Annotated in this window: 13 protein-coding genes; 8 read left to right on the top strand and 5 right to left on the bottom strand. The window is 65.4% G+C overall.

Annotation, left to right across the window (positions count from 1 at the left end; genetic code table 11):
* Nucleotides 1-156: 156 nt before the first annotated feature.
* The 3 genes from WNB94_RS15095 to WNB94_RS15085 are packed head-to-tail and all read left to right on the top strand — an operon-like array spanning nt 157 to nt 1,611.
* Nucleotides 157-747: a YqaA family protein gene (locus WNB94_RS15095; RefSeq protein WP_341391206.1), complete on the top strand. Its 591-nt coding sequence runs from the start codon at nt 157-159 to the stop codon at nt 745-747.
* Between the two features lie 3 nt (nt 748-750).
* A complete protein-coding gene (locus WNB94_RS15090; RefSeq protein ID WP_341391205.1) occupies nt 751-1,185 on the top strand; it encodes a YeeE/YedE family protein in 435 nt (144 codons plus the stop codon).
* A gap of 15 nt (nt 1,186-1,200) precedes the next feature.
* Nucleotides 1,201-1,611 (top strand): DUF6691 family protein, encoded by a 411-nt coding sequence (locus WNB94_RS15085; RefSeq protein WP_341391320.1) that lies wholly within the window; start codon nt 1,201-1,203, stop codon nt 1,609-1,611.
* 1 nt (nt 1,612) lies between these two features.
* On the opposite strand, the gene WNB94_RS15080 is transcribed toward WNB94_RS15085, so the two are convergent.
* Nucleotides 1,613-2,899, bottom strand: coding sequence for an O-acetylhomoserine aminocarboxypropyltransferase/cysteine synthase family protein (locus tag WNB94_RS15080; RefSeq protein WP_341391204.1), 1,287 nt, complete (start codon nt 2,897-2,899; stop codon nt 1,613-1,615).
* A gap of 227 nt (nt 2,900-3,126) precedes the next feature.
* Between WNB94_RS15080 and WNB94_RS15075 the strand changes: the two genes are divergently transcribed.
* Nucleotides 3,127-6,729: an indolepyruvate ferredoxin oxidoreductase family protein gene (locus tag WNB94_RS15075; protein WP_341391203.1), complete on the top strand. Its 3,603-nt coding sequence runs from the start codon at nt 3,127-3,129 to the stop codon at nt 6,727-6,729.
* On the opposite strand, the gene WNB94_RS15070 is transcribed toward WNB94_RS15075, so the two are convergent.
* The gene (locus tag WNB94_RS15070) at nt 6,730-7,290 is read right to left on the bottom strand and encodes a YegJ family protein (protein ID WP_341391202.1); all 561 of its coding nucleotides are present in this window, start codon (nt 7,288-7,290) and stop codon (nt 6,730-6,732) included.
* A 120-nt stretch (nt 7,291-7,410) separates the two neighbouring features.
* Nucleotides 7,411-8,379, bottom strand: a complete 969-nt coding sequence (gene ybiB / locus WNB94_RS15065; protein ID WP_341391201.1) for a DNA-binding protein YbiB — start codon at nt 8,377-8,379, stop codon at nt 7,411-7,413.
* Between the two features lie 62 nt (nt 8,380-8,441).
* Between ybiB and dcd the strand changes: the two genes are divergently transcribed.
* The 4 genes from dcd (at nt 8,442) to WNB94_RS15045 (ending at nt 11,271) form a co-directional block, all read left to right on the top strand.
* Nucleotides 8,442-9,011, top strand: coding sequence for a dCTP deaminase (dcd, locus tag WNB94_RS15060; protein ID WP_341391200.1), 570 nt, complete (start codon nt 8,442-8,444; stop codon nt 9,009-9,011).
* A 282-nt stretch (nt 9,012-9,293) separates the two neighbouring features.
* A complete protein-coding gene (locus WNB94_RS15055; protein WP_341391199.1) occupies nt 9,294-9,698 on the top strand; it encodes a DUF1801 domain-containing protein in 405 nt (134 codons plus the stop codon).
* A 42-nt stretch (nt 9,699-9,740) separates the two neighbouring features.
* Nucleotides 9,741-10,598, top strand: coding sequence for a 3',5'-nucleoside bisphosphate phosphatase (locus WNB94_RS15050; RefSeq protein ID WP_341391198.1), 858 nt, complete (start codon nt 9,741-9,743; stop codon nt 10,596-10,598).
* A gap of 46 nt (nt 10,599-10,644) precedes the next feature.
* On the top strand, nt 10,645-11,271 hold the full coding sequence (locus WNB94_RS15045; RefSeq protein WP_341391197.1) for an L-threonylcarbamoyladenylate synthase: 627 nt from the start codon (nt 10,645-10,647) through the stop codon (nt 11,269-11,271).
* On the opposite strand, the gene WNB94_RS15040 is transcribed toward WNB94_RS15045, so the two are convergent.
* Nucleotides 11,232-11,636, bottom strand: a complete 405-nt coding sequence (locus WNB94_RS15040) for a glutaredoxin family protein (RefSeq protein WP_341391196.1) — start codon at nt 11,634-11,636, stop codon at nt 11,232-11,234. The genes WNB94_RS15045 and WNB94_RS15040 overlap by 40 nt on opposite strands.
* 10 nt (nt 11,637-11,646) lie before the next feature.
* Nucleotides 11,647-12,264 (bottom strand): glycerol-3-phosphate 1-O-acyltransferase PlsY, encoded by a 618-nt coding sequence (gene plsY, locus WNB94_RS15035; protein ID WP_341391195.1) that lies wholly within the window; start codon nt 12,262-12,264, stop codon nt 11,647-11,649.
* Between the last annotated feature and the right edge of the window lie 202 nt (nt 12,265-12,466).

Raw genomic sequence — 12,466 nt, 5'->3', positions numbered from 1 at the left:
ACGACAAGCTGAAGCGCTTGTCGTTTTTTTTTGCCAGTTTGTGCCCCCCTCTGAATCAGGGGCCGCGTCCATCTTGGCGCGAACGCTACCCTGGTCTGGTCTATGCTTCGCCGCCATGCTGTGCGTCTGCACGCTCACTGTTTCGTCGAGGTGCCCTTGAAACTGTTCTCGTCCCTGTACGACCGCGCCATGCGCTGGTCACGCCACCCCCGCGCCAGTTGGTACCTGGGGGCCATGAGCTTTGCCGAGTCGTCGTTTTTCCCGGTGCCGCCCGATGTCATGCTGGCACCGATGTGCCTGGCCACGCCGCGCAAGGCCTGGTGGTTTGCACTGATCACCACCCTGGCATCGGTGGCGGGCGGTTTGTTGGGCTATGCGATCGGATATTTCGCCATCGACGCCATCACGCCGTGGTTGCAGGACAGCCGTTACTGGGGAGCCTTTCAACGCGCCGAGCAATGGTTTGACCAGTGGGGCGTGTGGGCCATCTTCATCGCCGGTTTCTCGCCCATCCCGTACAAGGTGTTCACGGTGGCGGCAGGCGGTTTGTCGATGGCGCTGCTGCCCTTCACGCTGGCCTCGTTCGTGGGGCGTGGTTTGCGCTTCTTCCTGGTGGCGGCCTTGATGGCCTGGGGCGGCCAGCGCATGGAAGCCTTCCTGCACAAGTACGTTGACCGCATCGGTTGGGCCATGGTGGCGCTCATCGTGGCCGGCGGCGTGGCCTACAAGGTGTCCGGCACCGCCTGAGCCATGGAGGTGATCAACTTCACGCCGCTCAGCGCCGCGCTGGGTGGAGGCTTGATTGGTCTGGCTGCCGTGATCCTCATGGCATCCGTGGGGCGCATCGCCGGCATCAGCAACATCACTTATGCCTTGCTGGATGGCCTGCGCCTTGGCCGTGTCCATGGGTGGCGGCTGACCTTTGTGCTGGGCATGGTCTTGGGAGCCACCGCCTGGCATGTCATGGCTGATGCCCCGGTGACGCCACAGCGCCAGATGCATCCTGGATGGCTGGTGCTGGCAGGCTTGCTGGTGGGCTATGGCACGGCCATGGGGCGTGGGTGTACCAGCGGGCACGGGGTGTGCGGTTTGAGCCGTCTGTCATCGCGCTCTCTGGTGGCCGTCGCGGTGTTCATGGTGGTGGCAGGCATCACGGTTTACGTGGTTCGCCATTTCCTGGCCTGAGGTGCTTCCGTGCCGATGTTGATCAGCTGGTTGGCGGGCGTGTGTTTTGGTCTGGGGCTGGCGGTGTCCGGGATGACCGACCCCCTGAAGGTGCAAAACTTTCTTGACGTATCGGGCGCCTGGGATCCCAGCCTGGCTTTGGTGATGGGTGGGGCCGTGGTGGTCACCTTCTTGGGCTACCGCATGGCCTGGCGGCGCGCGGCGCCATGGTTGGCCGACCGGTTTCATGTGCCCGCTGTCATGCCGATCGACCCGCCCTTGGTTTTGGGCGCCGTGCTGTTCGGCGTGGGATGGGGCTTGGCGGGCTATTGCCCCGGGCCCGCCTTGGCCACGCTGCTGACCGGCAACCACGAAGTTTGGTGGTTTGTGCCGGCCATGCTGGCAGGCGGGTTGCTGCAGCGCTGGCAGGCCCGCCGGTCCGCTTGATTCACACCTGAGCCAGTGCCTGATCCAGGTCGGCCAGGATGTCGTCGATGTGCTCGATGCCCACGCACAGGCGCACCGTGTCTTCCGTCACGCCAGCCTTGGCCAGCTCGTCGGCCGACAGCTGACGGTGGGTGGTCGAGGCCGGGTGGGTGGCCAGCGAGCGCACATCGCCAATGTTCACCAGGCGGGTGAACAGCTGCAACGCATCCAGGAAGCGGGCACCGCCTTCGCGGCCACCCGGCACGCCGAAGGTCAGCAGGCCAGAGGCCCGGCCGCCCATGTACTTCTGGGCCAGGGCGTGATCGGCGTGGTCGGGCAGGCCGGCGTAGTTCACCCATGACACGCGTGGATGCGCCTTCAGGTGCTCGGCCACCTTCTGGGTGTTTTCGCAGATGCGGTCCATGCGCAGGCCCAGGGTTTCGATGCCCTGGATGATCTGGAAGGCGTTGAAGGGCGAGATGGCCGCACCCATGTTGCGCAGCGGCACCACACGGGCACGCCCGATGTAGGCGGCCTCGCCCAGGGCCTCGGTGTAGACCACACCGTGGTAGCTCACATCCGGCTCGTTCAGGCGCTTGAAGCGCGCCTTGTGCTGGGCCCACGGAAACTTGCCCGAATCCACAATGGCGCCGCCCAGGCTGGTGCCGTGTCCGCCCATGTACTTGGTCAGCGAGTGCACGACGATGTCGGCTCCGTGCTCAAACGGACGGCACAGGTAGGGGCTGGGCACGGTGTTGTCCACGATCAGCGGCACGCCATGTCGGTGGGCGATCTCGGCAATGCGGGTGATGTCGGTGATGTTGCCCGCCGGGTTGCCCAGCGATTCGACATAGATGGCCTTGGTGCGCTCGTCGATCAGGGGCTCGAAGCTGGCGGGATCGCGGTGGTCGGCAAATCGGGTCTCGATGCCGTACTGGGGCAGGGTGTGGGCAAACAGGTTGAAGGTGCCGCCGTACAGGGCGGTGGCCGACACGATGTTGTCGCCCGCCTCGGCAATCGTCTGGATGGCATAGGTGATGGCGGCCTGGCCTGATGCCAGTGCCAGGGCGCCGATGCCGCCTTCCAGGGCGGCCACGCGGGCTTCCAGCACGGCCTGGGTGGGGTTCATGATGCGGGTGTAGATGTTGCCCGCCACCTTCAGGTCGAACAGGTCGGCGCCATGCTGCGCGCTGTCGAACGAGTAGGCCACCGTCTGGTAGATGGGCACCGCCACCGCCTTGGTGGTGGGGTCGGGCGAGTAGCCGGCGTGCACGGCCAGGGTGTCGAATTTCCAGTTGGTTGGGCTCATGGTGTCCTCAGCAGTTGGTCTAGGTGGCGCCACTAATTCACGCTTGTGCGTGACAGCAGAGGTTATAGCCGTCTTTTGGCGCGGTTTTGGCGGGCAAACCGGCCCCAACCCTGCAGACAAGCCGGCCCGCTTTGTCGTAGATTGGGTGCGTTGTCGGTTCCTGCTGTGCGGCGAACTCGTTCACAAGACGGCGTGGTGCGCGCACGGCCAACCCTCGGGAGCTTGGTATGAATGCGCCTCTGCCTGCCGATGTGCTCAAGGCCCTGTCCAGCGTGACGCTGGACGACAAGTACACCCTGGAGGCCGGTCAGGCCTTCATGAGCGGCATCCAGGCCCTGGTGCGCCTGCCCATGCTGCAGCGGGTTCGCGATGTGCGTGACGGGCTCAACACCGCAGGCTTCATCAGCGGTTATCGGGGCTCGCCCCTGGGCGCGTATGACCACGCCCTGTGGCAGGCGCAAAAGCACCTGGCGGCCCACCACATCAAGTTCCAGCCCGGGGTGAATGAAGAACTGGGGGCCACCGCCGTGTGGGGCAGTCAGCAGTTGCACCTCACGCCTGGCCCGCATCGTTATGACGGGGTGTTTGGCCTCTGGTATGCCAAGGGCCCCGGGGTGGACCGCAGCGCCGACGCGCTCAAGCACGCCAACATGGCCGGCACGGCCGCGCGGGGCGGGGTGATCGCCGTGGCGGGTGACGACCACGCGGCCAAGAGCTCGTCCCTGGCGCATCAGAGCGACCATGTGTTCAAGGCCTGTGGCATCCCGGTGTTCTTCCCGTCGTCTGTGCAAGAGATCCTGGATCTGGGCTTGCACGCCTATGCGCTGAGCCGCTTTGCGGGCGTGTGGGCGGGCATGAAGACCATCCAGGAGGTGGTGGAGTCGTCCAGCACGGTGTGTGTGGACGCCGACCGTGTGCGCATCGTGCTGCCCGATGACGTGCTGATGCCGGACGGCGGGCTCAACATCCGCTGGCCAGACACCCCGCTGGCGCAGGAGGCCCGCCTGCTGGAGCACAAGTGCTATGCCGCGCTGGCCTACATCCGGGCCAACCGCCTCAACCAGACGGTGCTGGATGCGGCTGACGCCCGCCTGGGCCTGATGGCCAGCGGCAAGGCCTACAACGACCTGCGCCAGGCCCTGCACGACCTGGGGCTGGACGACGATGCCTGCCGCGCTCTGGGGCTGCGCATCCACAAGGTGGCGGTGGTCTGGCCGCTGGAGGCCAGCATCACGCGCGAATTTGCCACCGGGCTGCAAGAGATCCTGGTGGTGGAAGAAAAGCGCCAGATGATCGAATACCAGCTCAAGGAAGAGCTGTACAACTGGCGCGAAGACGTGCGCCCCAATGTGCTGGGCAAGTTCAGCGAGCCCGATGGCGACTTCACGGGCGGCGAGTGGTCGATGCCCAACCCGGCGCGCCACACCTTGCTGCGCGCCAAGGCCGACCTGACGCCCGCCTTGATCGCCCAGGCCGTGGCACAGCGGCTGGAGCGCCTGGGGCTGCTGGCCCGGCTGGACGCCGACCTTCGGGCCCACGTGGCCGAGCGCCTGCGCATCATCGAGGCCAAAGAGCATGCCCTGGCCCGCAGCGGCGCCGAGGCCGAGCGTGCGCCCTGGTTCTGCAGTGGCTGCCCGCACAACACCTCCACCAAGGTGCCCAAGGGCTCGCGGGCCCTGGCCGGCATCGGTTGCCACTACATGGCGCAGTGGATGGACCGCAACACGGGCATGGTCTGCCAGATGGGCGGCGAGGGCGTGACATGGGTGGGCCAGGCCCCCTTCACCGATGAGCCCCATGTGTTCGTCAACCTGGGCGATGGCACCTACTTCCACTCGGGCCTGCTGGCCATCCGTCAGGCGATAGCGGCGGGGGTGAACATCACCTACAAGATCCTCTACAACGATGCCGTGGCCATGACGGGCGGTCAGCCGCTGGACGGCAACCTGTCGGTGTCGGCCATGACGCGCGAACTGCACGCCGAAGGCGCGCGGCGCATCGTGGTGGTGAGTGATGCGCCCGACAAGTACGCGGCCATGGACGATCTGGCCCCGGGGGTGGAGGTGTTTCACCGCGACCGGCTGGACGAAGTGCAAGGGCAGTTGAAGGCCATCGCCGGCTGCACGGTGCTGATCTACGAGCAAACCTGCGCCACCGAAAAGCGCCGCCGCCGCAAGCGTGGCAAGCTGCCTCAGGCCACCACCCGCGTGGTGATCAACGAGCTGGTGTGCGAGGGCTGCGGCGATTGCTCGGTGCAGTCCAACTGTCTGAGTGTCGAGACGGTCGAGACCGACCTGGGCCGCAAGCGCCGCATCAACCAAAGCAGCTGCAATCAGGATCTGTCGTGCGTGAAGGGCTTCTGTCCCTCGCTGGTGACCATCGAGGGTGGCACCTTGAAAGCGCCCACCGCCGGTGCCGTTCAGTCCGCCACCCCCTCGTTGGACTCCATGGGTGAGCTGCCTCACCCGGCCTTGCCCGCGTGCGACCAGGCTTATGGCATCGTGGTGGCCGGCATCGGGGGCACTGGGGTCATCACCATCGGGCAGTTGCTGGGCATGGCGGCCCACATCGAGGGCAAGGGCGTGATCACCCAAGAGGCCGCCGGCCTGGCCCAGAAGGGCGGCGCCACCTGGAGCCACATCCAGATTGCCGAGCAGGCCGATGCCATCCGCACCACCAAGGTCGGCGTGGCCGAGGCCCACCTGGTGCTGGCCTGCGACCCGATCGTGGCGGCCCACAGCAACACCCTGGCGGTGATGCATGCCTCGCGCACGCATGTGGCGCTGAACACCCACCAGACCCCCACGGCGGCCTTGGTGAAAGACCGCGACTGGCAGTTTCCGAGCGGGCAATGTGATCAGGTGTTGGCCGAGCAGGTGGGCACCGGCCGCATCCGTCGCCTGGATGCCGTGCGCCTGGCCGAGCAGATGCTGGGCGATGCCCTGTACGCCAACCCCCTGATGCTGGGTTTTGCCTGGCAGATGGGCTGGGTGCCTCTGAGCCTGCAGGCCGTGCACCAGGCCATCGAGCTCAATGGGGTGCAGGTGGCGCGCAACCTGCAGGCCTTCACCTGGGGGCGCTGGGCCGCACACGACCCGGTGCGTGTGGCCCGGCTCAGCGTGCCCACGCAAGCGGTGCAGTGGGCGGGCAGGGCACCCAAGGCCACCCAGGAGCCGCTGGCTGAACTGGTGGCTCGCCGCGCCGATTACCTGCGGCAGTATCAGGACGCGGCTTATGCCGAGCACTATCGCCAGTGGGTGCAACGCGTGCAGCACGCCGAGCAGCCCCTGGGCAGCGAGCGCTTGAGCCGCGAGGTGGCCACGCAGCTGTTCCGGCTCATGGCCATCAAGGACGAGTACGAAGTGGCCCGCTTGCTCACGGCGCCTGAGTTCAAGGCACAACTGGCCCAGCAGTTCGAGGGCCGCTGGCGCATGGCATACCACCTGGCTCCTCCACGGTGGTGGCCTTGGGGGCAGGGCTCATCGGCAGAGGGCACAGCTCGTCCCACCAAGCAGCGTCATGGCGCCTGGATGGGCCCGGTGTTGGGCCTGCTGGCACGCGCCAAAGGCCTGCGCGGTAGCTGGCTGGACCCATTCAAGTGGTCGATGGACCGGCGCGAGGACCACGCCGTGCTGGCAGAGTTCGAGTCCCTGTTGCACAGGCTGCTGGCGCATCTTCAGCCAGAGCGCCACGCGCACATCTGCAACATGGTGAACGCAGCCGCTGAGATCAGGGGTTACGGCCCTCTCAGGCTGGCGTCCATCGAACGCACTCGCGCGCGCTGGCATGCCATGTGGCGTCAGGCCTTCGGGACCGAGCCCGATGCCTGATCACTTTTTGGTGAGGGTCTTGAGCTTGCTCACACAGTCCAGGCCATAACGCTGCTTCATTTCAACCAGATCGGCCTCTGGCGCCCCCTTCATCAGGGCGCAGGTGGTGTAGTGGCCATGCAGCATCTTGGCTTTGGTGTCCATGTACATCCAGTCAACGATGTCGGGCCGGTTGAACTTCACCTCTTGCGCCAGCGTGATGTTCTTGATGTTGCGGGGCATGTCGTTGAGTTGGCCCGAAAACTTCTGCCCATCGGCGGTGCCCACCGGCATCACCCACAGGTACTCGGTGTGGGGGCCAAACTTGAAGCGCACCCGAACCCCGACATTGTCCAGGTTGGGGTTGTCGCCCGACGTGGCTTTCAAAAACTGGTCCAGGGTGCGTTGCGCCTCCTGGAAGGCGCGCTTCATCTCGGGCGCGTCGGCATTGAAGTCCACCGCCACGGTTTGCTGGGATTGGGTTTCCTTTTTGGCGGCGTTCTGTGCGTGCGCGGCGGTCAAGGGCAGGCAGGCCAGCACCAGAGCGGCGGTCACGCGGGTCAAGGCTTGATCAAGTGTCATCTGAAGGTCGGGCGGATGGGCCCGATGAGGAGTGTGTTGCTGATTCAACGCCAGTGTGCGCCAGAAAGACGACAAGGGTTTCCTGGGGTTAGTGCCAGGGTTGGACGCTGTTGCCGTGCGTCAAGCGGGCTCAATAGGGGCCAACAGCGACAACAGGCAGTCCACCTGGGCCAGGATGGGCGCGGGCACGGGCACCTGGCCCGCCAGGGCTTGGTGGATCCAGCGTGCGGTCGTGGCCGCGTCATGCCCCTCGGGCAGGGCGGGCAATGCAGGCAGCGGGCCTTCGGTGGCCTCCCGGCACAGCGCAGCCTGACGAATGCCCTGCGCATAGGCCTCGAATCGGGGTTGACGCCTGGGGTCGGCCACGGGTTCGCCCTCGGTGCCTCGCATCAGGAGGGCGCGCGCGCCACTGTGCTGCAAGTAGGCGCTCAGAGAGTGCGCATACTCCGGGTGCGTGTGGTTGACCACCCGCACCGATGGCAGACCGCCTGCCGTGGCCCAGGGGTCCAGCAACTTGGCCACGGTGTGTCCCGGGTTGCGCAGGCCGACGGTCCAGCGCACCGACAGCAGGCGTGCCAGGCCTGGGCACATGGTTTCAATGGGCATGAATGCCGGGCGCGCCTCGCGCCAGCAGTCCACCAGCCCTTGCGCGGTGTGCGCATGGGGCCATCCAGCGGCCTCAAACACCTGGGCCGTGGTCACGCGGGTCGGGTCTTGCAGGGGGCCGTGCACCAGCACGCCCACGCCTTGGCGCGCCAGCCAGGCCGCCAGCAAGGCGGTGAGGTTGGGCAGCCGGCGTGCGCCGTTGTAACTGGGCAGCACCACCACCCCGCGCAGCCCCAGGGCCCGGGCCTCGCGCAAGGCATCCTCCAGGGGCAGACACCGCGTCAGCGTGGCCTGAACGAAGCCGTCAAGTTCTGCAACGGTCTCGCCCTTGATGCGCATGGCCAGGCAAAACGCGCCAACCTCCAGGTCGCTGACACTGCCGTCGAGCACCTGCGCCATCAGGTCTCGGGCCTGTTCCACGCTCAACGACCGTGCGCCGTCCTTGCCGCGGCCGATTTCCTTGATGTAGGGGGCGATGCTCATCGGGGCATTATCCGGTGTGCCACACAATCGCGCACAATCACGCCTGTCAAACAGGAGCCCTCATGAGCATCAAGTCCGATCGCTGGATCCGCCGCATGGCCGAAGAGCACGGCATGATCGAGCCCTTCGAGCCCGGCCAGGTCCGTGCCGCCGCCGACGGTACCCGCATCGTCAGTTACGGCACCAGCAGCTACGGGTACGACATCCGTTGTGCCCCCGAGTTCAAGGTGTTCACCAACATCCACTCCACGGTGGTGGACCCCAAGAATTTCGACGAAAAAAGCTTTGTCGACATCAACAGCGATGTCTGCATCATCCCGCCCAACAGCTTCGCGCTGGCCCGCACGGTCGAGTACTTCCGCATTCCGCGCAACGTGCTGACCATCTGCCTGGGCAAGAGCACTTACGCCCGCTGCGGCATCATCGTGAACGTGACGCCCTTCGAGCCCGAATGGGAGGGCTACGTCACCCTCGAGTTCAGCAACACCACCCCGCTGCCGGCCAAGATATACGCTGGTGAAGGTTGTGCCCAGGTGCTGTTCTTTGAGAGCGATGAGGTGTGTGAAACCAGTTACCGTGACCGAGGTGGCAAATATCAGGGGCAGCGCGGGGTGACCTTGCCTAAAACCTGAACCTGCACGGTCGATAACACAGATGACGTTCAGCACCACGCATCATGGGGTGACAGGTTCACCCGTTACAATGGGGGATTGACGCCGGGCATGCCCTCCGTCTGGCCACCTCGATTGTGACGTTGAGCACGGAACCCACGTGTTGACGTCAGATCACAAAAGAAACCGGTGGTCACAGGGCTTGTGCGCACCCACAGGGTCCTCTCACGAGGTGCCAGGGAGGGGGTGGGACGCATGGGCGTCATGTCTCGAGTAGTACCAAATCCGTGGGTTCCCCCCCTTATGCGTCGCCCCCTTCAATCACCAGCCCTCATCAATGCCTTCTTTGACAGCCTGAGACCCGATCAGGCTGAAACGGCACAGATCATTCACCGCGCCATCCTGGCTGCGGCCCCTCAATTGCGCCCCGAAGTCAAGTGGGGCAATCTGTGTTACCTGAACGAAAACGACAACCTGTTGTCGGTGGTGCTGCACAAGGTCAATGCCCATGTGCAGGTGTTCAACGGTGTCATGCTGGTGGCCGAGTTCCCCGAGCTCGAAGGTGCCGGCAAGGGCATGCGACACATCAAGATGCGATACCGCCGCCCGGTGGACGAGCAACTGATTCGTGAATTGGCCCTGGCCAGTGTGCAGGCCTGGGCGCAGACGCAGATGCGTCGGCAGCACGCCCCTCGTTGGGGTGGATGACCCTCCGGTGACAAGGGCAGATCAGCGCGCTAGGATGTGTCCATGCATTTGTTGAACGCTGACCTCCATTCGCACTCGACGGTTTCCGACGGCACCTTGAGTCCCGAGGCGGTGGCAGCTCGTGCGCATGGCAATGGCGTTTCGCTGTGGGCGCTCACCGACCATGACGAGGTGGGTGGCCAGCATCGTGCACGTGACGCTGCGCTGGCCCTGGGCATGGACTACGTCACGGGTGTCGAGATCTCGGTCACTTTTGCAGGCCAGACTGTGCACATCGTGGGCTTGGGGTTCGACCCTGACCATCCTGCCCTGGTGCAGGGCCTGGCCGACACCCGGGGCGGTCGTGAGCGCCGTGCGCGCGAGATGGCCGATGGCCTGGCGCGCGTGGGCATTCCCGGCGCCTACGAAGGGGCGCTGAAGTACGTGGGCAATCCTGACCTCATCTCGCGCACGCACTTTGCGCGCTACCTGGTCGAGCAAGGCATTTGCCAGGAAACCCACGAGGTCTTTCGGCGCTACCTCACCGAAGGCAAGCCCGGCTATGTGGAGCACCGTTGGGCTCGGCTGGCCGATGCGGTGTCCTGGATCCGTCAGGCAGGTGGTGAAGCCGTGATCGCACATCCAGCACGGTACGACTTTTCACCCAATGAAGAGTACGCCCTGTTCACGGACTTCAAAGCCTTGGGTGGTGTGGGTGTGGAGGTGGTGACCGGCAGCCACACCGTGGCCGAGTACCAGCGTTATGCAGACATGGCCAAAGAGTTCGGGCTGCTGGCATCGCGCGGCTCCGACTTCCATGACCCGGCCGAAAGCCACACGGATCTGGGCACCTTGCCCGACCTGCCCGGGGCCGTCACACCCATCTGGGACGTGCTGACCGACCGCATTGTCAAGGCCTGAGCCGGTCTGCAGCCTGTGGGGCGATGGCATCGGTTAACCTGCCGGCATGGCCCAGCTTTTTGAAGTTCACCCCGAGCACCCACAGCCTCGCCTGTTGAAGCAGGCCGCCGACCTGCTGCGTGCAGGCGGCATTCTGGCCGTGCCCACCGACTCCAGCTACGCACTGGTCTGCCACCTCGATGACAAGGCGGCCGTTGATCGCATGCGTCGATTGCGTGGCGTGGACGAGCGCCATCACCTGACCTTGCTGTGTCGTGACCTGTCCGAGCTGGCGCAATACGCGCGGGTGGACAACCAGCAGTACCGGCTGCTCAAGCTGGGCACGCCCGGGCCTTACACCTTCATCCTGCAGGCGACCAAAGAAGTGCCTCGCCGGCTGTCGCACCCGTCGCGGCGCACCATCGGTTTGCGCGTGCCAGAACACAGGGTCACACAGTCGCTGCTGGCCGAACATGCCCAGCCTTTGCTGGCCACGACCCTCATCCTGCCTGGGGATGAGTTGCCATTGAACGATGCACAAGAAATCCGTGAACGCCTGCAAAAACAGCTGCAAGGGGTCATCGACGCTGGTGCGTGCTCGGTCGAGCCCACCACCGTGATCGACTTGAGTGGCGATGAGCTCGCCGTGGTGCGTCAGGGCCGTGGCGACTTGTCCGTTTTGGGCCTGGATTGAAGGGCCTCGGCCAGCCACACGGGGTCAAAACCCAGTCGCCACAAGCCATTGACGTGCAGCAGCGGCACGCCAGGTGAGCCTCGGGCTTGAAACAGGCGTTGGCATGCCTGGTTCTGGTCGATGTTGCACTCCTGCCAGGTCGCCTGATGGCGGTTCAGCCACTGCCGCGCCTGCTCGCAGTACGGGCAGGTGTCGGTGGTGAACATGGTGATTTCGGCCTGGGCGCTGTGCACCCGCACCGCTTCGGCCGCGCGGTCACCGCGCCACCACGACCACGCCTGACTGCCACCCATCACGACCAGCAGGATCACGGCCAGCGACACCCATGAGTGGCGTCGGTCTGTCGAGGCGGGCGGCGTGTTCATGCCGCCATGTTCACGCTGTTTGCCCGATCTTGCTCTCCTGGCCTGCGATCAGCTTGCGGATGTTGGGGGCATGACGCCAGATCAGCAAGGCGCTCATGACGGCCACGGCGACCGTCATGAGGCTCGGTCCATTCAGCCACACCTGAAGCGCCGGGGCCGCCAACGAGGCCGTCAGTGCCGCCAACGACGAGTAGCGGAAGACGGCCGCCATGCCGATCCAGACCAGCAACACCAGGCCGCCCAGCGCCGGATCAAAGCCCAAGAGCACCCCGGCAGCCGTGGCAACGCCTTTGCCGCCCTCAAACTTGAAGAACACGGGCCAGAGGTGGCCGATGAAGGCGCCCAGACCAATGGCGGCCACCACCGCGGCGGGCCAGCCTGACGCCACGGCCAGTGCCACCGGCACATAGCCCTTGAGTGCGTCGAACACCAAGGTGAGCACCGCCGCTGCCTTGTTCCCCGAGCGCAGCACATTGGTGGCACCAGGGTTGCCTGAGCCATACGTGCGGGGGTCGTTCAGGCCAAAAACGCGGCTCACGATGACAGCAAATGACAGGGAGCCAATCAGGTAGGCCAGCACGGCGCCAATGGCGATCCACGCAGGCAGGGGCAGGGCAGTCGAGTTCATCCGGGGACGGGATTGAGAAATGGGGCCGAGAAACCAGGCCGATACGTGGCGCTGAGGAGTGGTGCAGCGCGGCTGCAGCAAACCCCTCAGTTTATCGCCTGTGGGGGCCTTTCCCGGCACGCAGCGCTCGAAGCCGGGTTTTCCCACGTCGGTGTGCCCAGGGGCATGGTCCACAATGCGCCGGACCTGTCTGTATTCGGTT

The organism is Aquabacterium sp. A3, from assembly GCF_038069945.1.
GTDB lineage: Bacteria > Pseudomonadota > Gammaproteobacteria > Burkholderiales > Burkholderiaceae_C > Aquabacterium.
The sequence above is the reverse complement of the archived record's forward strand: the minus strand, read 5'-3'. Positions and strand labels throughout refer to the sequence as shown.

Coding starts and splice junctions, on each gene's coding strand:
- WNB94_RS15090 (WP_341391205.1), top strand. CDS start 751: ATGGAGGTGATCAACTTCACGCCGCTCAGCGCCGCGCTGGGTGGAGGC.
- WNB94_RS15085 (WP_341391320.1), top strand. CDS start 1,201: ATGTTGATCAGCTGGTTGGCGGGCGTGTGTTTTGGTCTGGGGCTGGCG.
- WNB94_RS15080 (WP_341391204.1), bottom strand. CDS start 2,899: ATGAGCCCAACCAACTGGAAATTCGACACCCTGGCCGTGCACGCCGGC.
- WNB94_RS15075 (WP_341391203.1), top strand. CDS start 3,127: ATGAATGCGCCTCTGCCTGCCGATGTGCTCAAGGCCCTGTCCAGCGTG.
- WNB94_RS15070 (WP_341391202.1), bottom strand. CDS start 7,290: ATGACACTTGATCAAGCCTTGACCCGCGTGACCGCCGCTCTGGTGCTG.
- ybiB (WP_341391201.1), bottom strand. CDS start 8,379: ATGAGCATCGCCCCCTACATCAAGGAAATCGGCCGCGGCAAGGACGGC.
- dcd (WP_341391200.1), top strand. CDS start 8,442: ATGAGCATCAAGTCCGATCGCTGGATCCGCCGCATGGCCGAAGAGCAC.
- WNB94_RS15055 (WP_341391199.1), top strand. CDS start 9,294: ATGCGTCGCCCCCTTCAATCACCAGCCCTCATCAATGCCTTCTTTGAC.
- WNB94_RS15050 (WP_341391198.1), top strand. CDS start 9,741: ATGCATTTGTTGAACGCTGACCTCCATTCGCACTCGACGGTTTCCGAC.
- WNB94_RS15045 (WP_341391197.1), top strand. CDS start 10,645: ATGGCCCAGCTTTTTGAAGTTCACCCCGAGCACCCACAGCCTCGCCTG.
- WNB94_RS15040 (WP_341391196.1), bottom strand. CDS start 11,636: ATGAACACGCCGCCCGCCTCGACAGACCGACGCCACTCATGGGTGTCG.
- plsY (WP_341391195.1), bottom strand. CDS start 12,264: ATGAACTCGACTGCCCTGCCCCTGCCTGCGTGGATCGCCATTGGCGCC.